The 21,479-nt window shown below is 63.3% G+C and carries 19 protein-coding genes and 1 pseudogene; 3 read left to right on the top strand and 17 right to left on the bottom strand.

Features of this window, described 5'->3' with window-relative positions:
• The first annotated feature begins 68 nt into the window (after positions 1-68).
• Entirely contained in the window at positions 69-1,115 is a 1,047-nt protein-coding gene (locus X730_RS142170; RefSeq protein ID WP_023827085.1) for a class I SAM-dependent methyltransferase, read from the top strand.
• A 276-nt stretch (positions 1,116-1,391) separates the two neighbouring features.
• On the opposite strand, the gene X730_RS142165 is transcribed toward X730_RS142170, so the two are convergent.
• A complete protein-coding gene (locus X730_RS142165; RefSeq protein ID WP_023715923.1) occupies positions 1,392-2,285 on the bottom strand; it encodes an SDR family oxidoreductase in 894 nt (297 codons plus the stop codon).
• A gap of 126 nt (positions 2,286-2,411) precedes the next feature.
• Between X730_RS142165 and X730_RS142160 the strand changes: the two genes are divergently transcribed.
• A complete protein-coding gene (locus X730_RS142160) occupies positions 2,412-3,350 on the top strand; it encodes an AraC family transcriptional regulator (RefSeq protein WP_023827086.1) in 939 nt (312 codons plus the stop codon).
• A gap of 575 nt (positions 3,351-3,925) precedes the next feature.
• Here the strand turns inward: X730_RS142160 and X730_RS1000000168750 are convergent.
• The 10 genes and pseudogenes from X730_RS1000000168750 to uxaC all read right to left on the bottom strand — a co-directional run bounded on the left by X730_RS1000000168750 (position 3,926) and on the right by uxaC (position 13,874).
• Positions 3,926-4,252 carry a hypothetical protein gene (locus X730_RS1000000168750; protein ID WP_023827087.1) on the bottom strand — a complete coding sequence of 109 codons (327 nt, stop codon included), beginning with the start codon at positions 4,250-4,252 and terminating at the stop codon, positions 3,926-3,928.
• Positions 4,253-4,648: 396 nt separating this feature from the next.
• Positions 4,649-6,462, bottom strand: a pseudogene (gene recQ / locus X730_RS01000000164710) (DNA helicase RecQ).
• A gap of 262 nt (positions 6,463-6,724) precedes the next feature.
• Positions 6,725-7,063 carry a cupin domain-containing protein gene (locus tag X730_RS142155; RefSeq protein WP_023827088.1) on the bottom strand — a complete coding sequence of 113 codons (339 nt, stop codon included), beginning with the start codon at positions 7,061-7,063 and terminating at the stop codon, positions 6,725-6,727.
• Positions 7,064-7,073: 10 nt separating this feature from the next.
• On the bottom strand, positions 7,074-7,841 hold the full coding sequence (gene kduD, locus X730_RS142150) for a 2-dehydro-3-deoxy-D-gluconate 5-dehydrogenase KduD (protein ID WP_023742216.1): 768 nt from the start codon (positions 7,839-7,841) through the stop codon (positions 7,074-7,076).
• The gene (kduI, locus tag X730_RS142145) at positions 7,838-8,695 is read right to left on the bottom strand and encodes a 5-dehydro-4-deoxy-D-glucuronate isomerase (protein WP_023827089.1); all 858 of its coding nucleotides are present in this window, start codon (positions 8,693-8,695) and stop codon (positions 7,838-7,840) included. The genes kduD and kduI overlap by 4 nt, the downstream gene beginning before the upstream one ends.
• Positions 8,696-8,718: 23 nt before the next feature.
• Positions 8,719-9,495 (bottom strand): FadR/GntR family transcriptional regulator, encoded by a 777-nt coding sequence (locus X730_RS142140; RefSeq protein ID WP_023700229.1) that lies wholly within the window; start codon positions 9,493-9,495, stop codon positions 8,719-8,721.
• Positions 9,496-9,533: 38 nt separating this feature from the next.
• A complete protein-coding gene (locus X730_RS142135; protein WP_023684106.1) occupies positions 9,534-10,814 on the bottom strand; it encodes a TRAP transporter large permease in 1,281 nt (426 codons plus the stop codon).
• Positions 10,815-11,282 carry a TRAP transporter small permease gene (locus X730_RS142130; RefSeq protein ID WP_245260093.1) on the bottom strand — a complete coding sequence of 156 codons (468 nt, stop codon included), beginning with the start codon at positions 11,280-11,282 and terminating at the stop codon, positions 10,815-10,817.
• A gap of 166 nt (positions 11,283-11,448) precedes the next feature.
• Positions 11,449-12,426 (bottom strand): TRAP transporter substrate-binding protein, encoded by a 978-nt coding sequence (locus tag X730_RS142125; RefSeq protein WP_023684104.1) that lies wholly within the window; start codon positions 12,424-12,426, stop codon positions 11,449-11,451.
• 38 nt (positions 12,427-12,464) lie between these two features.
• A complete protein-coding gene (gene uxaC / locus X730_RS142120; protein ID WP_023698223.1) occupies positions 12,465-13,874 on the bottom strand; it encodes a glucuronate isomerase in 1,410 nt (469 codons plus the stop codon).
• A 175-nt stretch (positions 13,875-14,049) separates the two neighbouring features.
• Between uxaC and X730_RS142115 the strand changes: the two genes are divergently transcribed.
• Complete coding sequence (locus X730_RS142115; protein ID WP_023827090.1) at positions 14,050-15,552, top strand: mannitol dehydrogenase family protein; 1,503 nt, start codon at positions 14,050-14,052, stop codon at positions 15,550-15,552.
• A 100-nt stretch (positions 15,553-15,652) separates the two neighbouring features.
• Here X730_RS142115 and X730_RS142110 read toward each other — a convergent pair whose 3' ends face one another.
• The 6 genes from X730_RS142110 to X730_RS142085 form a co-directional block, all read right to left on the bottom strand.
• On the bottom strand, positions 15,653-16,060 hold the full coding sequence (locus X730_RS142110; RefSeq protein ID WP_023668674.1) for a F0F1 ATP synthase subunit epsilon: 408 nt from the start codon (positions 16,058-16,060) through the stop codon (positions 15,653-15,655).
• A gap of 109 nt (positions 16,061-16,169) precedes the next feature.
• Entirely contained in the window at positions 16,170-17,741 is a 1,572-nt protein-coding gene (gene atpD / locus X730_RS142105) for a F0F1 ATP synthase subunit beta (protein ID WP_023698224.1), read from the bottom strand.
• A 70-nt stretch (positions 17,742-17,811) separates the two neighbouring features.
• Positions 17,812-18,696, bottom strand: coding sequence for a F0F1 ATP synthase subunit gamma (locus X730_RS142100; protein ID WP_023668672.1), 885 nt, complete (start codon positions 18,694-18,696; stop codon positions 17,812-17,814).
• A gap of 34 nt (positions 18,697-18,730) precedes the next feature.
• On the bottom strand, positions 18,731-20,260 hold the full coding sequence (gene atpA / locus X730_RS142095; RefSeq protein ID WP_023684101.1) for a F0F1 ATP synthase subunit alpha: 1,530 nt from the start codon (positions 20,258-20,260) through the stop codon (positions 18,731-18,733).
• Entirely contained in the window at positions 20,260-20,820 is a 561-nt protein-coding gene (locus tag X730_RS142090; protein ID WP_023732973.1) for a F0F1 ATP synthase subunit delta, read from the bottom strand. Before X730_RS142090 ends, atpA begins: the two co-directional genes overlap by 1 nt.
• Positions 20,821-21,066: 246 nt before the next feature.
• Positions 21,067-21,462 carry a DUF4345 family protein gene (locus X730_RS142085; protein WP_023712021.1) on the bottom strand — a complete coding sequence of 132 codons (396 nt, stop codon included), beginning with the start codon at positions 21,460-21,462 and terminating at the stop codon, positions 21,067-21,069.
• Positions 21,463-21,479: the final 17 nt, after the last annotated feature.

Consider the following 21,479-nt stretch of genomic DNA (forward strand, 5'->3'; position numbering starts at 1 on the left):
AGCATTGGTTGGCGGCGCACCTATGCTGCTGGCCGGGGACCGGGGCGGTAAACCGGAGAGTAAACGGCATGCCTATCAAGCCAAAACTGCAGCTCGACCAATACAGCCTGGTCACCACCAGGCTGATGAAGAAACATGTTGCGACCTCCGAAGAGGCGGCTGACTCCGACGAGTTGAGGGACAGCACGGCCCAGCTCGCCCTGATACTGGACCTTGCTCATCAAGCCTTTGCGCGAAACAAACCGGCCGCCCCCGTCGTCCATCGTTTGGCGGGGCGACTCCACAAGCTCCGCCGGCAGGTTACTACCGCGGTTTGGCAGAAACTCGTTCCTTTGGCTCAGCAGCATCGGGTCGCGGAATATTTGCTCCAGGACCCGTTCACGCGGTGGTCGGTCGAAAAACCGCGCGGGTATTCAGGCGATGCAGGCCTGCTGGATATTTACTACAAGCATCCGATCGCCGACGAGATCGTGGCCTCGTCGACCTTACTTGGTCGGCAAATTTATGCGTACACCAGTGAAGCTGCCAGTTCGGTGGCGGGGCGCGAGCGGCGGGATATTCTGGCCAGGACCGTGGACGAGACGGCCAGCAGTGTGGAAAAGGCTGAGGTGCTGGCGATTGCCTGCGGCCACCTCAGGGAAGCCGAACGCTCCGACGCGTTGGCCAGGCATAAACTGCAACGTTGGATCGGCCTGGATCAGGACCCCGTCAGCGTAGCCACGGTGAACCACGACTTTGCCGGCACGGCAGTCGAGGCAGTCCAGGGTTCCGTACGCGGCATCCTGCGCCGCGCCTACGCCCTTGGCACATTCGATCTCGTCTACGCATCGGGGCTTTACGATTACCTACCGCGTGCCATCGGCGTCCGCTTGCTTCAAAGAGCCATGGAACTCGTCAAGCCCGGTGGCGAATTCCTGTTTGCCAATTTCAGCGACGAGATAACGACGGATGGTTACATGGAGACTTTCATGGATTGGCCGCTCATCCTACGTTCGGCCGACGATATGTGGGACATCATCAATGCCGCCCTCGGCGGGAGTCCTTTCGACGCGAAAGTCTACTATGGCTCGAACCGGAATATCGTTTACGGCAAGGTGAGGAAGGGCGATCTCTAACTAGGCGCGGGAATCGCGCGCGCATCCCCGTAACAAGGTAGGTCTGCCATGACGAGGCCATGCCTTCGCCGGCTTTCCGGCGACGGGAGAGCAGGTCGTCCGGGCTGCGGGCGGCCTACGCCGTGTTCGTTCTGCTTGCCGCCATACAGATGTGGCGGCGGTTCCAGCAGCACGACGGTGCTGCCCGCTCGGCGGGCTGCGTCTGGCCGTGTTGCTGGCACTGCCGCTGATCGCCAGGCTGTCGGTGGTGCAATGCAACGCGACTGGCCGGCCTGATCAGGCCTCGAAATAGCGGGCACGATCGAGATCGGCGATGAGCCCCGGCCCGGTCGGCTGCCATCCCAGCGCAGTGCGGGTCTGCTCACTTGACGCCGACAAGTCCCTGCCGATGAAATGCCCGAGAAAGCCGAAATGCGCAGCCGCGTCCTCGGGGCCTATGGAAACGACCGGCAGGCCGAGCCGGCGGCCGATGATCTCGGCGATCTCTTTGCTCGCCACGCCCTGTTCGGCAACCGCATGATAGCTGACGCCGCCCGCCCCCTTCTCCACCGCCAGCCTGTACAGGGTGGCGGCGTCGAACCGGTGCACCGCCGCCCAGCAATTTGCGCCGTCGCCGACATAGGCCGAGACGCCCTTTTCACGCGCAATGGCAATCAGCATCGGCACGAAACCGTGATCGCCCTCGCCATGGACGGTCGGCGCCAGCCGCACCGTCGATGCGCGCACCCCGCGCGCTGCGAGCGCCACGGCCGTTGCTTCCGAAGCGCGCGGCATGGCGGCCGATGGAGGCGCGGGTTTGTCGTCTTCGGTTGCCGGCCTTCCCTGCGCAAAACCGGCGAGGCCGGAGGTGACAAGCAGCGGTCGCTCGGAACCCTCGAGCGCCGCGCCGAGCGTTTCGATGGCGCGCTGGTCAACTGCGCAACTGGCGGCGAATCTCGAAAAGTCGTGGTTGAAGGCCGTGTGGATGACGCCATCCGATTGGGCAGCGCCGCTGCGCAGGCTGTCGAAATCCTCGATATCGCCGCGATGCGCCTCGGCACCCGCGGCCACGATCGACTCCGCACCTGCTTCCGACCGCGCGAGGCCAAGCACCTGATGGCCCGCCCCGAGCAATTCCCGCACAACAGCCGAACCGACAAAACCGGTAGCCCCGGTAACGAACACACGCATGATGATTTCTCCTTGGTTTTTGTCGAGGGCCGTACAGGCAGCCCGTTGCGAAGGAGATAGAAGTTTGAGATCATACGATCTATACTGTAAAATCCGAGATATCTTCGCAATCGTCCGAGAACGCTCATGGATCCGCTGTCAGACGTGCTGTCGCTACTGAAGCCGCGCAATTACCTGTCGGCTGGGCTGGAAACCGGTGGCGACTGGGCGATCCAGTTTCCTGACCAGCAGGCCGCCATCAAATGCGGCGCCGTGGTGTCCGGCCGATGCTGGCTGTCGGTCGAGGGCGTCCCTGACGCGGTGCGGCTGGATGTGGGCGACTGCTTCCTGTTGCCGCGCGGCCGGCCTTTCCGCCTTGCCAGCGATCTCGGCCTGCCGACGGTCGATGCGCGAACGATCTTTTCACGGGCGCGGACCGGCGGCATCACCGTCCATAATGGCGGCGGCGATTTCCTCCTGGTCAGCAGTCGCTTCACGCTGTCCGGCGACCATGCCGGCATCCTCTTGCGGATGCTGCCGCCCATCGTCCACATCCGCGGCGAGAGCGACCATTCGGCGCTTCGCTGGCCGGTGGAGCGGATGATGCAGGAATTGCGCCAGCGGCGTCCCGGCGGCTTTCTCATCGTCGAGCACCTCGCCCACATGATCCTGATCGAGGCCTTGCGCCTGCATATGACCGCGCAAGGCAATGTCGGCTGGCTGTTCGCACTTACCGACAGGCAGATCGGCGCGGCGATCGGCGCCATGCACGAGGACCCGGCGCATGGCTGGACATTGCAGCAACTGGCGGAGCGCGCGGGCATGTCGCGATCGACTTTTGCGCTCAGATTCAAGCAGACGGTCGGGGCCTCACCCCTGGATTATCTGACGCGCTGGCGCATGATGCTGGCCGGCGACAGGCTGATGCATTCCGGCGATCCGGTTTCCGTCATCGCGCTGGCGCTCGGCTACGAATCCGAAAGCGCCTTCAGCACGGCATTCAAGCGCGTCATGGGCTGTTCGCCGCGGCAGTACAGCCGCCGGGAGCCGGACCTGACTGCGCAGGCCGAACGCGAAGCCGCCTGAGGCGGCGATCCGATCGCCTTGATCACCTTGCCCTTAAAGGCTGAAGCGCGAACGAAACTCGGTGAACGACATCGCCAGATGGTTCTCGTCCACATGGCCGGTGATTCCGTCCACACTGCGCGAGTCGAGTTGTAGCGGGCGAGCCAGAGCGGACAATTGCCGAAGCCGCTCGGATTTCCCAGCGCGCTTCGACCGCTGCGGCCCTTCTGCTCAGATCGATCCCTTGCTTGCTCCATGGCATGCGCTTGACAATCGACTGATTCGCAACCCTTCGGGAATATAAGTATTTCAGTTAACTTGGGGATAATCGGCAGCAGGAACTAGATTTCAGACGCTCAATTGGCACGAGCAAAATCGCGTTTTTCATGCTTTCAGAATGACTTGCTCGCGTGCTGGCGGTTAACCGGCACCAACTTCTCCGATTTCCTTGCCTCTACGGCTGGGTAGCGCAATACGGTTAATTGCGCGATTGCTAATATGCCTATATCTTAGGCGGCGCGGGGGGCCTCATATCTTCCCGCAGTGGCCGGTGCCGTGAAGCCCCACAAGCATGCCCAACCTGCACCGGCCATTCCCTATGGCTGGGTATGGTGTTCCCGCTCGGCAATCTTTTCCAAGAGCTTCCGTGAAGCCTCTAGGACGCGTCGCGTTTCGGCGATGGTCGATTGCAGGGAGTCCAGTTGGCTCTCCGCTCGGAGCTGGCTACGGCGGGCGCTTTCAATGAACTGGTGGTCAGGTTCCCACCGGTCTTTCAGACGAACGAACTTGTCGAGAAGCAGGCGTATCCGCTGGCCCTCAGCATAGGACAGCGCAAACGGTTCAATCACGAATGATCGGGTAATTTCCTGGTCTTCCTTGGCCACAGGAACGGACCATTCGCCGCCGGCTTCGACCACTTCCACGCAAGGCAATGCTTTGCGGATTGGACCCACGTTTCCACCACAGCCTCTATACGAAAAGCAATGGTAACCTCGAGTTTTATACTCCCGTCGAAAGCGGGTTTTCAACAACAAAGATGGTCTGAATCATACCATTCGGGTCAGGGATAGCGGCTGCCGACGTAGCGTCTCCAAGGCCGAGAAAACCGCCATCCGCGCGCAACAGCGGGTTTCCATAGTCACGGCTACATCCGAAGAATCGACCGCATAGATTCAGGAATGTGTGTTGTCGTCACGGTTCCATACAATTTGGAAGGCCATTCCCCTACGGCAGGGTAGCGCCAAAATGAAAGGATAAGCGGGCGGGCAAGTTGAAGGCGTACTGATGCCGGATCGGGCTTTGGTCCAGCAAAACCCCTTTCAGCCTGGCGTCTCGGAAAGGTGCGCGGCAATGGCGCTGACAAAAATCGCGCCGAACTCCTTGAGCTTGGCCGCACCTACGCCGTTGACCCCGGCAAAATCGTCGAGGTCTTGCGGACGACGCTCGGCCATGTCGATCAGTGTACGATCCGAAAACACCACATAGGCCGGCACCTGGCGTTCCTTGGCCAGACGCAGCCGCAGCGTCTTCAGCGTCGCGAGCAGCGACGCATCTACATTTTCGCTCTGGGGGCTCTGCCCGGCACGAGCCGCGCGGCGCGCGGCGCGCGTGCGCATCTCGACCCGATACTGGAACGGCACCTCGCCCCGGCCGAGTGCGTGGCCCTTGTCCGCGATGGCCAACCCGCCATGGCCGGCCGGGCCCGGCATCAGGAAACCGTTCGCGACCAGCTGGCGAATCATAGATTGCCAAAAATCCTTCTTGTGCGCGGCGCCATTGCCGAAGGCTGCCAGCCTGTGATGCCCCCTTGCCGCGATCTTTTCAGTCTCGTGGCCGATCAGGATGTCGATGACATGGCCGGCGCCGAAGCGCTCGCCGCTCTGCGCCACCGCCGCCAGGATGAGGCGCGCCTCGGCGGTGCCGTCGGCGCGCGGCGCCTGTTCCAGGCAATTGTCGCAATTGCCGCAAGGGACCGCCTCTTCACCGAAATAACCGAGCAGCACCTGGCGGCGGCACTCGGCCGTCTCGCAATAGCCGATCAGCGTATCGAGCCGGCCATGCGAGCGCCGCTTGTGTTCGACAGCGGCGTCCTCGTCGTCGATGAACATGCGGCGCATGCGGATGTCGCCAAGGCCGTAAAGCATATGCGCCTCCGCCGCCCGGCCGTCGCGACCGGCGCGGCCGATCTCCTGGTAATAGGCTTCGAGGCTGCCCGGCAGGTCGGTGTGGAAGACATAGGCGACATCAGGCTTGTCGATCCCCATGCCGAAGGCGATGGTCGCCACCATGAGTTCTGGTTGGCATCACGCGCCTCCTTGCTCATCCCGGCGTGATAGGCGAGCGCGGTCACGCCGTTCTTTTCGAGGAATGCCGCCATCTCTTCGGTCTTCTTGCGCGACAGGCAGTAGACGATGCCGCTGCGCCCCTGATGGCGCTCGATGAAGTTGAGCAACTGCCGCTTGCTGTCCTGCTTGGGCTCGATGGCAAGCTTGATGTTGGGCCGGTCGAAGCCAAGCACCTGCGTTTCGACACGCCCGCCAAACAGCCGTCTCTCGATGTCTGCCCGCGTCGTCTCGTCCGCCGTCGCCGTCACCGCAATGATCGGTACGTCGGGAAAGATGCCACGCAGCTGCGACAGGTCTTCATATTCGCGCCGGAACGCCGGCCCCCACTGCGAAATGCAATGCGCCTCGTCGATGGCGATCAGGCTGACATCGAGCCTGGCAAGCGCATCCAGCATCCGCTCGGTCATCAGCCGTTCCGGCGCGAGGTAGAGCAGCCGCGTCTGGCCCGACGCGACGCGGCGCCATGCCGCGACATTGGCATCACGGTCGATCGAGGAATTGATCGTATCGGCGGCGACGCCGGCGAGGCGCAGTGCCGCGACCTGATCCTGCATCAGCGCCACCAGCGGCGAAACGACAATGGTCAGCCCGCCCTTGACCAGCGCCGGAACCTGATAGCACAGCGATTTGCCCGCACCCGTCGGCATGACCGCCAGCACGTGGCGGCCGCCAAGCAGTGCCTCCATCACCGCGGCCTGTCCGGGACGGAAATCGTCGAAACCGAACACGTCCTTGAGGACGCGCCGTTTGGGATCGTGCGTCGGTACGCTCGTCGTCGATATCTGCATCACTGATGTTTTCGATCGGCCGCCCGAAGCAGCGGCGTGGACAGAACGATTAGCGCAGCCCCTGCGTGACCACAACAAGCAGCAGCAACACCCCACCGGCGATCGACCTGGTTGGCATCGTTAAACCAATCTTCACCATGTTGCGGCACCGTCCAACCCTGCGGCGATGTTTCGAGTACCGCTGCGCCACGAGCGCACAGGCAACAGCCCGCGCCTCCCCAGGAGGCGCGGGTTTCCTGTTTCTGGAATTGCCGAAAAAGGTTCAGGCCAGAAAATCGGCGCGGTGCGGGGTAAAGCTGTCGACCAGGCGCCCGGCCTCCAGCGCCTTGACGCCGTGCACCAGATTGGACGGCACGATGAAGCTGCCGCCGGTCTCGATGGTCGCGGTGCGGCCGTCGATAATCACCTCGAAGCGACCTTCGGCGACATAGCTGGCCTGGACATGCGGGTGCGAATGCAGTGCGCCGACGCCGCCCTTGTCGAAGCCGAACTCGACCATCATCAGCTCATCGGTGGAGACGAGAACGCGGCGTCTGTTGCCGTCCGGCGTCGGCGTCCAGGCGCTCTCGCCGGGCTGTGCGAAAATCTTGGCTTCAATCATGACCATCTCCTCATCGCGCCAGCCAGCCGCCGTCCACGGGAACCACCGCGCCATGCATATAGTCGGACGCTGGCGCCAGCAGGAACACGGCGGCATCGCCTATGTCTTCCGGCCCGCCCCAACGTCCCGCCGGAATGCGCGCCAGGATGGCAGCACTGCGGTCGGGATCGGCGCGCAACCCCTCGGTGTTGTTGGTTTCGATATAGCCGGGCGCAATCGCGTTGACGTTGATGCCTTTTGCCGCCCATTCGCAGGCCAGCAGCCGGGTTATGCCGAGCGCGCCATGTTTCGACGCGGTGTAGGACGCGACGCGGATGCCGCCCTGGAAACTCAGCACCGAGGCGATGTTGACGATCTTGCCGCGCCGCCTCGGGTCGGTCAGCACGCGCCTGGCAAAACCCTGGCTGAGAAAGAACAGCGTCTTCAGATTGACGTCGATGACGTCGTCCCAGTCGGCCTCGGAGAAATCGACCGCATCGGCGCGGCGGATGATGCCGGCATTGTTGACCAGCCCGTCGATCGGGCCGGTCTTTTCCCAGACCTGGTCGAGCATCGCCTTGGCGGCCGCATGGTCGGCAAGATCGCATCGCACCGCCTCGAACTGGCCACCGGCTTCCGCGACTTGTCTTTCCGTGTCGTCCATCGCCGAGCGGCCGACACCGATGACGGTGCCGCCGGCGCGCGCGATCGAGCCGGCGATGCCCTGGCCGATGCCGGTGTTCGCGCCGGTGACCAGGATACGCTTGCCGGCCAGGCTGAAGGAGGAAGGGCCGCTCAACGCAATTCACCCAGCGGCACCGGGTCGACATCGGTGTAGTCGACATTGTCGCCGGCCATCGCCCAGATGAAAGCGTAATTGGAGGTGCCGGCGCCCGAATGGATCGACCAGCCCGGCGAAAGCACCGCCTCTTCATTGCCCATGACGATGTGGCGGGTTTCGTCCGGCTCGCCCATGAAATGGAAGACGCGCGCCGTCTCCGGCAGGTCGAAATAGAGATAGGCCTCCATGCGCCGGTCATGCACATGGCAAGGCATGGTGTTCCACACCGAGCCCGGCGCCAGTTGGGTCATACCGACCACCAGTTGGCAGGTCTTGACGCCATCGGCATGGATGAACTGGAAGATGGAGCGTTCGTTGCAGGTTTCCTTGCTGCCGAGATCGAGGCGCTTGGCGTCGCCGATGCGGATCAGCCGGTTGGGATACGTATGATGCGCAGGCGCGCTGAGCAGATAGAATTTGGCCGGTGCGCCCGCGTCGGCCGACGCGAACGACACGTCGGTCCTGCCCATGCCGAGATAGAGCATGTCACGTGCCTGCAACTGGTGGGTCTCGCCATTTGCCGTCACCGAGCCGGCGCCGCCGATGTTGACGATGATCAGCTCGCGGCGGTCGAGAAAATTCTTGGTCCCCGTCGGCTTGATCGCCTCCAGCGGCAGCGCTGTCCCTTCCGGCACGGCGCCGCCAACGATCATGCGGTCATAATGGGTGTAGGTCAGGCTGATGCGTCCCTGCTGGAACAGGTCGTCAATATGGAAATTGTGACGCAGTTCGTCGGTGCCCATGGAAGCAGCGGCGACCGGGTCGATGGCGAAACGCGAGGTGAAATCGGTATGCGGGCGACTTTGAGTCATTGCTGCTCCAGCTGAATGAATGGCTATTTGGTTGCCGACGCCTTGACCGAGTCGGCGTAGTAGACCTGGCGGGCGTGCAGCCGCTCGCGGTAGCGCTCTTGGCTGGCGGTGAGATGAGCGCGCATCGCCTCGCGCGCGGCTTCGGCGTCGCCTGAGGTGATCGCATTCAGGATCACCAGATGCTCGCGTTGCAGCCCTCGCTGATAGCTGTCGGATTGCACCAGTTCGGTCGACCAGGGCGAGGTCACGTCGCAAGGAATGGCGCGGCGTCCGAGCACATCGAGCATCTCGACATAGAACGGGTTGTTGGTGGCGCTGGCGATTGCCCGGTGGAAGGCGAGATCGGCCGGGCCGGTCGGCTCGCTGTTGAGAAGCAGCCGTTCGAATTCGAAGAACGCTTCCTGGATCGCTGCTTCCTGCGCGGCGTTGCGGCGAATGGCGGCGAGCCCGGCCGATTCGATTTCGACGGCCAGGCGCACTTCGAGCACATTGAGCGCGATGGAATCCTTGCTGCCCATGTCGGCGGCGAGCGCGCCGAACATCGTTGAGATGTGCTCGGTGACGAACACGCCTGCGCCCTGGCGCGCCTCGACCAGCCCGTCGGCGGCGAGCTTGGCCAGCGCTTCGCGGATGACGGTGCGGCTGACGCCGAAGGTCTCGGTCAGTTGTCCTTCGGTCGGCAATTTGTGGCCGGGCAGGATCTCGCCCGCCTGCAGCTGCTTGCGGATCGCTGCGACGACGGTCTCCGACAGTTTGGGTTTTCTCTCGACCCTGAGATCAACAGCGCTATCCGATGCCATATCGCACCCCTGTTTGAAGACGTCTATTTGAAGACGCCCTATTTGAACACGCTCGGCAACCAGAGCGAAATCGCCGGAATATAGGTCACCAGCCCCAGGACCACGATGCCCGCGCCATAGAACGGCCAGATCGAGCGCATCGCTTCCCAGACCGTAATCTTGCCGACGGCACAGGCGACGAACTGCACCGTGCCGACCGGTGGCGTGTTGAGCCCAATGCCGAGATTGAGGATGGTGATGACGCCGAAATGCACGGGGTCGACGCCGTAATGGGTGACCAGCGGCAGGAAGATCGGCGTGCAGATGATGATCATCGGCCCCATGTCCATGAAGGTGCCGAGCAGCAGCATCAGGACGTTGAGCAGAAGCAGCACCACCAGCGGATCGGTGGAGATGGCGTTCATGCCTGCGATCAGCAGCACCGGCACTTTGAGATAGGCCATCAGCCAGCTGAACGAGGCCGCCGTGCCGATGATCAGCAGCACCATTGAGGTCGTGCGCACCGCGCCCTTTGTGGCATGGACGAAATCGCCCCAGGCCATCGACCGGTAGACGAAGACGGTGACCAGCAAAGCGTAGATGATGGCGATGCAGGAGCTTTCCGTCGCCGTGAAAATGCCCGAGCGAACGCCGCCGAAGATGATCCCGATGAGCAGAAGTCCGGGGATGGCGATGACCGCCAGCTGGCCGACACGCGAGAAGCCGGGAAAAGCCTCGACCGGGTAGCCGCGGCTGCGGGCGACGAAATAGGCGGTGACCATCAGCGAAGCGGCGAACAGCAGACCAGGCAGGATACCGGCGGTGAACAGGTCGGCGATCGAAATCTTGCCGCCGCCGGCGATCGAATAGATGATCATGTTCTGCGACGGCGGCAGAAGCAGCGCGATCAGCGCCGCCATCGAGGTGACGTTGACGGCATAGTCGGCGCCGTAGCCGCGCGCTTTCATCTGCGGGATCATCAGCCCGCCGACGGCAGCGGCTTCCGCCACAGCCGAGCCGGAAATGCCGCCGAACAACGTCGCGGCGATGATGTTGACCTGACCGAGCCCACCGCGGACATGACCGACCAGCGAGCCGGCAAAGGAAACGATGCGCTGCGCGATGCCGCCGCGCACCATCAGGTCGCCGGCAAAGATGAAGAACGGGATCGCCATCAGCGAGAACGCCGACATGCCCGACTTCAATTGCTGGAACACCACCAGGGGCGGCAGGCCGAGATAAAGCACGGTGGCGAAGGACGCCGCACCCAGGCAAAAGGCGATCGGCGTGCCGGCAAACATCAAAAGCGTGAAGACGCCAAACAGGATCCAGAGTTCCATCTAGGCCTCCTGCACGGCCGGCATTTCCGGCACTTCTTCGAGATTGATATCCTTGTCGATGTCGGCGCCGGACCAGCGCAGCGCGATGCGTTCGGCCGAGAACAGGCAGATCAGAAAGCCGCCGGCAACCAGCGGCAGATAGTCGAAACCGCCGGGAAGTTCGAGCGCCGGGATGACAGTGTGCCAGGTCAGCCCGACCAGCTTGCAGCCGTACCAGACCATGCCGAAGCCGAAGCCAAACGCGATCAGGTCGGACAGGGTGCGCAGCGCCCATTTGCTGCCCTTGGGCAGGATATAGAGCAGCACGTCGAAGCCCATATGGTAATTCTCGCGCACGCCGACGGCAGCGCCCAGGAAGATGAACCAGTTCATCAGCATGATGGCGGTGACTTCGGTCCAGCTCGGTGACGCGTTGAGCACGAAGCGGGAAAACACCTGGTAGGCAACAAGCGCGGTCATGGCGACCATCCCGATGCCCGCGAGATAGAGCGCACCGTCGCAAATCTTCGAAAGCACCGCGCTGAAGCGCGGTGGCGCTCCGCTCCTGGCCGTTCCCGCAGTCATCCGATCCTCCCGGTCTTTCCGTCCCCTAAAAGCGATTGGCGGGGCGGCGCCATGCCGCCCCGCCAGAAAATCACTTGGTCGCCTGGATGCGCGTCGCGAGGTCCTTGAGCTCCGGCGTCTTCAGATACTTGTCGTAGACCGGCTTCATCGCATCGATCAGCGGCTGCTTGTCGATCTCGCTGACCTTGACGCCGGCCTTCTCGACGATCTCTCGCGACTTCTTCTCCTGCGCGTCCCACAATTCGCGCATCTTGACGACGCTATCCTTGGCCGCCTGCTTGACGATCGCCTGGTCTTCCGGCGTCAGTCTGTCCCAGCTCGATTTCGACATCACCAGCACTTCCGGCACGATCTGGTGCTGGTCGACGGTATAGTGCTTGGCGACTTCGTAGTGCTTGGCGGATTCGAAGCTGGGCCAGTTGTTCTCGGCGCCGTCGATGACGCCGGTTTCGAGCGCCGAATAGACCTCGCCATAGGCCATCGGCGTGGCATTTGCGCCAAGCGCGTTGACCATGTCGACGAACACGTCGGACTGGATGACGCGGAACTTCATGCCTTTCAGATCGGCGATCGAGGTGATGTCCTTCTTGGTGTTGTAGAAGGAACGGGCGCCGGAATCGTAGAAGGCAAGGCCGACCAGATCATGCGTCTCGAAGGCCTTGAGGATCTCGTCGCCGATCGGCCCGTCCATGACATGGCGCATGTGCTCGACCGAACGGAACATGTAGGGCAGCGACGGCACCGCGGTTTCCGGCACGATGCCGTTGAACGGACCCATCGAGACGCGGTTCAGATCGATGACACCGGTCTGCGTCTGCTCGATCGTGTCCTTTTCCTCGCCGAGCTGCGCCGAATGATAGACCTCGACCGAATAGCGGCCGGCAGTGCGCTCCTTGATGAGCTCGCCGAGATATTTGACCGCCTCGACGGTCGGATACCCGTCCGGATGGGTGTCAGCCGAGCGCAGTACGGTCTGGGCGCCGGCAACGCCGATCATCAGCGAGCCGAAGGCGAATGTGGCTGCCATCAGTTTTGAAAAATGCAACATGACTGTCTTCCTCCCTTTTAAAATTCCACGCGCCCGGCTCACAGCCGGTACGCCTTCTTGGCAAGCGTGTAGGCAAGCTCCCGCGCCAGCTCATGCGCCTCGTCCTCACGCAGCCGGTGCTCGGCGACGAGACGGGCGAGAAAGGCGCAGTCAACCCGGCGCGCCACATCGTGACGGGCGGGAATCGACGGAAAGGCACGGGTGTCATCGTTGAAGCCGACGGTGTTGTAGAAGCCGGCGGTCTCGGTGGTCATCTCGCGGAACCGGCGCATGCCTTCCGGACTGTCGTGGAACCACCAGGCCGGCCCGAGCTTCAACGCCGGATAGACGCCGGCCAGCGGCGCCAGTTCGCGCGCGTAGCTGGTCTCGTCGAGCGTGAACAGGATGATGGAGAGGTCGCGCTCCAGCCCGACGCAGTCGAGCAAGGGTTTGAGCGCCGCGGCATAGTCGGTGCGGGTCGGAATATCGAAGCCTTTGTCGCGGCCGAATTTTTGGAAAACACCAGGCGAGTGGTTGCGCCAGGAGCCGGGATGGATCTGCATGACCAGCCCGTCGTCGCGGCTCATCTTGGCCATTTCGGTCAGCATCTGGGCGCGAAACAGTTTGCGCTCGCGCTCGTCGTCCGAGCCGCGGCGGATGCGGTTGAACAGCTCTTCCGCCGCCGCATCGGAAAGATTGGCGGTCTCGGCCGTCGGATGGCCGTGGTCCGACGAGGTTGCGCCGAAGCTTTTGAAGAAGGCGCGGCGCTGGCGATGGGCGTCGAGATAGCCGGCCCATGTGCCGGTGTCGCAGCCGGCGATCTCGCCCAGACGATCGAGATTGGCCGAAAATCCTTCGAAGTCGGGATCGACGACAGCATCCGGCCTGTAGGCAGTGATGACGCGGCCCTGCCAGCCGCTGTCGCGGATCGTCTTGTGCCATTGGAGATCGTCGAGTGCGCCCTCGGTCGTCGCGATGACCTCGATGTTGAAGCGCTCGAACAGCGCGCGTGGGCGATAATCGTCGCGCTGCAAAAGCGCCGCGATGGTGTCGTAATGGCGGCTAGCGGTGCTGGCGTTGAGCGGCTCTTCGATGCCGAACAGATGCTCGAGCACATGGTCGAGCCACAACCGCGTCGGCGTGCCGCGGAAGAGGTAATAGTGCTCGGCGAAGCGCCGCCAGATCGCCCTGGGATCGGTCTCGACCGGCGAGCCGTCGAGGGTCGGGACGCCGAGATCTTCCAGCCGCACGCCCTGGCTGAACAGCATACGGAAAATGTAGTGGTCGGGCACCACCAGCAATTGCGCGGGATCGGGGAATGGCTCGTTGAGCGCATACCAACGCGGATCGGTGTGGCCGTGCGGGCTGATGATCGGCAGGTCCTTGATGCCGGCATGGAGATCGCGCGCGATCGACAGCGCGCGCCCTTCGGCGGCAAAAAGCAGATCCGGATCGGTCAGTCCCGCCACGTCGTTCCTCCCAGGGGCGATATCGGTAGGATTGGAAAGAAATAATGTCAACATACAAAAACTGGATTGTTGTATGATGACTTTTAACCGGCGTCAGGTCATTGTGCGGCGGAAGAGCGGATGTTACGCCGCTAGCAGATCCCGCCCCGCACACCATCCAGCGACAAGCCGCGCCATGACCAGCAGACGCCTTTCCAACGCAACAGTGCAATCCTTGCCGGCCTCGGTCGCGGTCCCCCCCTATGATCGCGCCAGTGTCGCCCCAGGCATCGTCCATCTCGGCGTTGGAGCCTTCCACCGTGCCCATCAGGCCGCCTATGTCGATGACTGCCTGGCGGCCGGCGAGACCGGCTGGGGCATTGTCGGCGTCTCGCTGCGCAGCCCCGACACGCGCGATGCGCTGACGCCACAGGACGGGCTCTACACGCTGGCGGTGCGCGGCAGCGATGGCGAAGCGCTGCACATTATCGGCTCGATCCAGTCGATGCTGGTCGCGCCGGAAGACCCCGGCGCGGTGCTGGCCGCGCTGACCGACCCGCGCACCCGCATCGTCACCCTGACCATCACCGAAAAGGCCTATCTCAGGGCCGCCGACGGCAGCCTCGACGAAAACCATCCCGATATCGTCCACGATCTGGGCAATCCCGGATCTCCCAGGACAGCGCATGGATTCCTGGCGGAAGCGCTGGTGCGACGCCGGGCCGCCGGCACGCCGCCCTTCACCGTGCTTTGCTGCGACAACCTGCCGGCCAATGGCGCCACGCTGCACCGGCTGCTGGTCGGGTTTGCAAAACTGCGCGATGCCGGCGCTGCTGCTTCAGGCGACGCTGCCCTCGCCGGTCATATAGCCGATGACGTTGCATTCCCATCGAGCATGGTCGACCGCATCGTGCCGGCAACCACCGATGCCGACCGGGCGCGCATCGCGGTCGAACTCGGCCTCGAGGACGCCTGGCCGGTGATGACCGAACCGTTCCGGCAATGGGTGATCGAAAACAGGTTTCCAGCCGGCCGCCCGGCCTGGGAGAAATTCGGCGTCACCATGGTCGAGGATGTCCGGCCGTTCGAGGACATGAAGCTTCGGCTGCTCAACGGCGCCCATTCGGGCATCGCCTATATCGGCCTGCTCAGCGGCCACGTCACCGTCGACCGCGCCTTCGCGAATCCCGCGATCCGCGCGTTCGTCGACCGGCTCTGGGCCGAGGCCATCCCGACATTGCCTGCGGATGCCGGTCTCGACACGTCAGCCTATACGGCCGAACTTGCCGAACGTTTCTCCAACACCGCGCTGGCCCACCGCACCGCGCAGATCGCCAATGACGGCAGCCAGAAATTGCCGCAGCGCATTGTCGCTACCGCCATCGAGTGCATCCAGGCCGGCCTGGTCCCGGAGCATCTGACGCTGGTGATCGCCGCCTGGATCGCCGCCTGCGAGGCGCGCGGCAAGGACCTGCCGGAAGCCCACTTTACCGATCCGCTCGACGCCGCGTTGGCGGCGCTCGGAGCGCAGCCGACGCTGGAACGGGTGGTGACGGTGTTTGACCTCGCCGGCTTCGCCAGCGGCAGCCCCGAGCGCCAGACGCTGATCGAACTGGTTGCCGCCCATCGCGAGCATATCCTGCAAGGCGGGGTGGCGCTCGCGCTCGCGGCACTGGGTGTACCGGGAAAGACCAGGTGACCTGACGTCGCCTGGATACAAAAAGCCGGGCTTAAGCCCGGCCTGTTTCATACCTTTGCCCGACCATGACCCCTCGGATCACGTCCAATCATTCTGCGGCTTACGCCGGCAGCAGCGCGCCTTCGAGCGTGGTAAGCTGGCTAAGGAACTGCTCCGCCTTGCTGCGGCTCTGGTCGTCCTTGGCGTCGGCGGCGTCTTCCTTGGCTTCCTGGATGCGGCGGGCGAGATCGGCGCGGTCGATATCGCCGACGGCGACCGCCGATTCGGCGAGCAGCGTGCAGCCGGCAGGGACGATGTCGGCAAAGCCGCCGAACACCACATAGCGTTCTTCCTTGCCGCCGGCGGTCTTCAGCGTGACGACGCCCGGCTTGATCGTGGTCATGACTGGCGCATGGTGCGCCATGACTGTCATTTCACCTTCGGCGCCTGGAATGACGACGGACTCGACCTGCTCGGAAACCAGGAGGCGCTCCGGCGAGACCAGTTCGAACTTGAAAGCTTCAGCCATGTCAATTTAGTGAGTAGGGAATAGTGAGTAGGGAGTAGGGAGAGGACAGCTGTCCTGATCACCCGGCCGCTATTCACTACTGACTACTGACTACTCCCTATTGCCTTGATTACGCTGCTTCAGCCGCCAGGCGCTGAGCCTTCTCGACCGCTTCGTCGATGCCGCCGACCATGTAGAAGGCGGCTTCCGGCAGGTGATCGTAGTCGCCGTTGCAGAGGCCCTTGAAGCCCTTGATTGTGTCGGCGAGGTCGACCAGCTTGCCCGGCGCACCCGTGAACACTTCGGCGACGAAGAACGGCTGCGACAGGAAGCGCTCGATCTTGCGGGCGCGGGCCACCGTCTGCTTGTCCTCTTCCGACAGCTCATCCATGCCAAGGATGGCGATAATGTCCTGCAGCGACTTATAGCGCTGGAGGATCGACTGCACCTGGCGGGCGACGGCATAGTGCTCCTCGCCGACGACCAGCGGATCGAGCATGCGCGAGGTCGAGTCGAGCGGATCGACGGCGGGGTAGATGCCCTTTTCCGAGATCGCGCGGTTGAGCACGGTCGTCGCGTCCAGGTGGGCGAACGAGGTCGCAGGCGCCGGGTCGGTCAAATCGTCGGCCGGCACGTAGATCGCCTGCACCGAAGTGATCGAACCCTTGGTCGTTGTGGTGATGCGTTCCTGCAGCGCACCCATGTCGGTGGCCAGCGTTGGTTGGTAACCCACGGCCGAAGGAATACGGCCGAGCAGCGCCGACACTTCAGAACCGGCCTGCGTGAAGCGGAAGATGTTGTCGACGAAGAACAGCACGTCCTGGCCCTGGTCGCGGAAATATTCGGCGACCGTCAGGCCGGTCAGGCCGACGCGGGCACGCGCGCCCGGCGGCTCGTTCATCTGGCCATAGACCAGTGCCGCCTTGGAGCCTTCGCCGCCGCCCTTCTTGTTGACGCCGGACTCGATGAACTCGTGATAAAGATCGTTGCCCTCGCGGGTGCGCTCGCCGACGCCGGCGAAGACCGAGAAGCCGCCATGCGCCTTGGCGACGTTGTTGATCAGCTCCTGGATCAGAACCGTCTTGCCGACGCCGGCGCCGCCGAACAGGCCGATCTTGCCTCCGCGGGCGTAGGGCGCCAGAAGGTCGAGCACCTTGATGCCGGTGATCAGGATCTGCGCTTCCGTCGACTGTTCGACATAGGTAGGCGCCGGCTGGTGGATGGCGCGCATCTCGATGCCGTCGACCGGGCCTTCTTCGTCGACCGGCTCGCCGATGACGTTGATGATGCGGCCGAGCATGCCCGGGCCGACCGGAACGGTGATCGGCGCGCCGGTGTCATAGACGTCCTGGCCGCGAACCAGGCCTTCGGTGGAATCCATGGCGATACAGCGCACGGTGTTTTCGCCCAGATGCTGGGCAACTTCGAGCACCAGGCGGTTGCCGACATTGGAGGTTTCGATGGCGTTCAAAATGGCCGGCAGATGATCGCCGAACTGCACGTCGACGACGGCGCCGATGACCTGGCGAACCTTGCCGATGGCGCCGGTCTTCTTGACGGCAACGCTCGTCGTCTTCACTGCCGGGGCCGCGGCCTTGGCGGGCGCGGCCGCCTTCTTGGCCGGAGCGGCCTTCGCCGCTGCTGCCGGAGCCTTTGCGGCCGCCTTGGGGGCCGTCTTCGCGGGGGTCGCTGCTTTCGCCATCGTCTTTACCCTTCTCGTCCTTTGTTTCTCACGCTCCATCAGAAGGTCGATGACCTCCTGGCGGTCGCGCCTAGAGCGCTTCGGCGCCCGAAATGATTTCGATCAGTTCCTTGGTGATCTGCGCCTGCCGCTGGCGGTTATAGGTGATCGACAGTTTGTTGATCATGTCGCCGGCATTGCGCGTTGCATTGTCCATGGCGCTCATTTTGGCGCCCATCTCGCCGGCTGCGTTTTCGAGCAGCGCGCGGAAGACCTGGACCGAGATGTTGCGCGGAATGAGGTCGGTGAGGATCTCGCCCGGCTCCGGCTCGTATTCGTAGACGGCATTGCCACCGGCGGTCGCTTCGGCGGGAGCGGAAGCCACGCCGGCAGGAATGATCTGCTGCGCGGTCGGAATCTGGCTGATCACCGACTTGAACTGCGAATAAAACAGCGTGCAGATATCGAAGCCGCCTTCGCCGAACAGATGGATGATCTTACGGGCGATCGCATCGGCATTGACGAAGCCGAGCTTCTTGACATCGCGCAGGTCGACGCGGTCGATAATGAGCGAGGCATAGTCTCGGCGCAGAATGTCGAAACCCTTCTTGCCGACGCAGATGATCTTGACCTGCTTGCCGTCGGCCAGCAGCCGGCGGATATGGTCGCGGGCCAGACGTGCAATCTGCGAGTTGAAGCCGCCGCAAAGGCCGCGCTCGGCGGTGCAGACGACGAGCAGATGCACATCGTCCTTGCCGGTGCCGGTCATCAGTGCCGGGGCATCGCCGCCGCCGCCGATCGCCTGCGTGATATTGGCCAGCACCGCACCCATCCGCTCGGAATAGGGACGCGCCGCTTCCGCCGCTTCCTGCGCGCGGCGCAGCTTCGCCGCGGCGACCATCTGCATCGCCTTGGTGATCTTCTGCGTCGCCTTGACCGAGGCGATACGGTTACGAAGGTCTTTTAATGAAGGCATGCTTCAAACCTGATCCCGAGCGTCCGGCTTCTTCTCAAGCGAAGGTCTTGGCGAAGGCGTCGATCTCGGCCTTCAGCTTGGCGCGCAGATCGTCCGACAGCGCCTTTTCCTTGCGGATGCCGTCCAGCACGTCCTTGCCGGCCGAGCGCATATGGCTGAGCAGACCATGCTCGAACTTGCCGACCTGGTTCAGCGCCAGCTTGTCGAGATAGCCGTTGACGCCGGCGAAGATCACCGTGACCTGCTCCTCGACCTTGAGCGGCGAGAACTGCGGCTGCTTCAACAGTTCGGTCAGGCGCGAGCCGCGGTTGAGCAGGCGCTGCGTGGCGGCGTCGAGATCGGAGCCGAACTGCGCGAACGCAGCCATTTCGCGGTACTGCGCCAGCTCTCCCTTGATCGAGCCGGCGACCTGCTTCATCGCCTTGATCTGCGCCGACGAACCGACGCGCGACACCGACAGGCCGACGTTGACCGCCGGACGGATGCCTTGGAAGAACAGGTTGGTTTCGAGGAAGATCTGGCCGTCGGTGATCGAGATCACGTTGGTCGGGATGTAGGCCGACACGTCGTTGGCCTGCGTCTCGATGATCGGCAGCGCGGTCAGCGAACCGCCACCCAGATCGTCGTTGAGCTTGGCGGCGCGCTCGAGCAGGCGCGAATGCAGGTAGAACACGTCGCCCGGATAGGCTTCGCGACCCGGCGGGCGGCGCAGCAAGAGCGACATCTGGCGATAGGCGACGGCCTGCTTCGACAGATCGTCATAGCTGATCAGCGCATGCATGCCGTTGTCGCGGAAATATTCGCCCATGGTGGCGCCGGTGAACGGCGCCAGGAACTGCATCGGCGCCGGATCGGAAGCTGTGGCGGCGACGATGATCGAATATTCAAGGGCGCCGCGCTCTTCGAGAACCTTCACGAACTGCGCGACCGTCGAGCGCTTCTGCCCGATGGCGACGTAGACGCAGTAGAGCTTTTCCTTTTCCGGCCCGTTGTCGTGCACGGCCTTCTGGTTGAGCATCGTGTCGAGGATGATCGCGGTCTTGCCGGTCTGGCGATCGCCGATGACCAGCTCGCGCTGGCCGCGGCCAACGGGGATCAGCGCATCGATGGCCTTGAGGCCGGTCGACATCGGCTCGTTGACCGACTTGCGCGGGATGATGCCTGGCGCCTTGACGTCGACGCGCTTGCGTTCGGTCGCCTTGATCGGGCCCTTGCCGTCGATCGGATTGCCGAGCGCGTCGACGACGCGGCCGAGCAGGCCCATGCCGACAGGCGTATCGACGATGGCGCCGGTGCGCTTGACGATGTCGCCTTCCTTGATGTCGCGGTCGGCGCCGAAGATGACGACGCCGACATTGTCGGCTTCGAGGTTGAGCGCCATGCCGCGGATGCCGCCGGGGAACTCGACCATTTCGCCGGCCTGGACATTGTCGAGGCCGTAGACGCGAGCGATACCGTCACCCACGGACAGCACCTGGCCGACTTCGGAGACCTCGGCCTCCTTGCCGAAATTCTTGATCTGGTCTTTGAGAATTGCGGAAATTTCCGCGGCGCGGATGTCCATCAGCCGACCTCTTTCAGTGCAAGCTTGAGCGAATTGAGTTTGGTTTTGAGCGACGTATCGATCTGGCGCGAGCCCATCTTGACCACCAGCCCGCCGAGCAGCGACGGATCGACGGTAACAGTGATGGCCACGTCCTTGCCGGCGACGCTTTTCAGCGCGGCCTTGAGTTCCGTCTGCTGGGCAGCCGTCAGTTCATGCGCCGAAGTGACCTCGGCTGATGTCTCACCGCGCTGTTCGGCAGAGATCCGGCGAAATGCCTTGATCATGCCGGGCACCGCGAAGAGCCGGCGGTTGCGGGCGACGACGCGCAGGAAATTGCCGGTCAGGCCAGTGATGCCGGCTTTGTCGGCGATCGACGCGATTGCCTTGGCCTGGTCCTCGCTGGAGAACACCGGGCTGTTGATGAGGCGCGTCAGGTCGGCGCTGTCATCCAGCATCTTGGCGAAACTGTTGAGGTCGGCCTCGACCTTGGCCACCGAATTCGACTGCCGCGCAAGTTCGAACAGCGAACCCGCGTAGCGTTCTGCGACACCCGAGATTGGCGATGACGATTGAGCCACGGACCGTCTTTTCTCTTGTCTGAGGGGCCGCAGATTGTTGGCGCGAGCAAAAACTCTGGCTAAATCTTTGACCTTACTAAGTTTTTCCAAGCACGGAGGCGCGGCTTCCGCTATCCCCGGCCGAAAGTCGATTGCCGTCTAGCACAGGCATTTTAAGACCGCAATGCGTCGTTCCGCATGCTTTTCGGGCACTATTGTCGCATCCGGCCGTAGAGTTCAACCGAAGCCTTTGGATTGGCTGCCGATTCAGGGCAGAAAGCCGAAGACGAAGGCGAGCGGCAACGCGGCCAGGACGAGTTCGACGACGATCGACGCCCAGTTGAAAGGCGTGTTGGCGCCGTCCGACATCATCGACAGCAAACGGCCAAAAGCGGTGAACAGCCAGGAAAAGCCGAGTGCCATATAGAGCCACGGCTGCGCCAACAGAATGCAGCACAGGCTGACGCCGAGATAGAAGCCCGACATCCGGCCGCGCCCTTCCGCGATTGCCGCTGCCCTTTCGGGCCGGACCTGCAGCCGCAGAATCCGAAATGCCAGCCCTGGCGCGAGGAAAAACAGCAGACCGAGCGCCAAGGTGACCACGGCGCTGGACCAAGCCAGCCATTCGCCTTCGCTGGTCGGCCACGGAAACGCAAATTCCATCTTGCTTTCATCCCCTC

The sequence above is a fragment of the Mesorhizobium sp. L103C131B0 genome (assembly GCF_000502275.1).
In the GTDB taxonomy this organism is placed as follows: Bacteria; Pseudomonadota; Alphaproteobacteria; order Rhizobiales; family Rhizobiaceae; genus Mesorhizobium.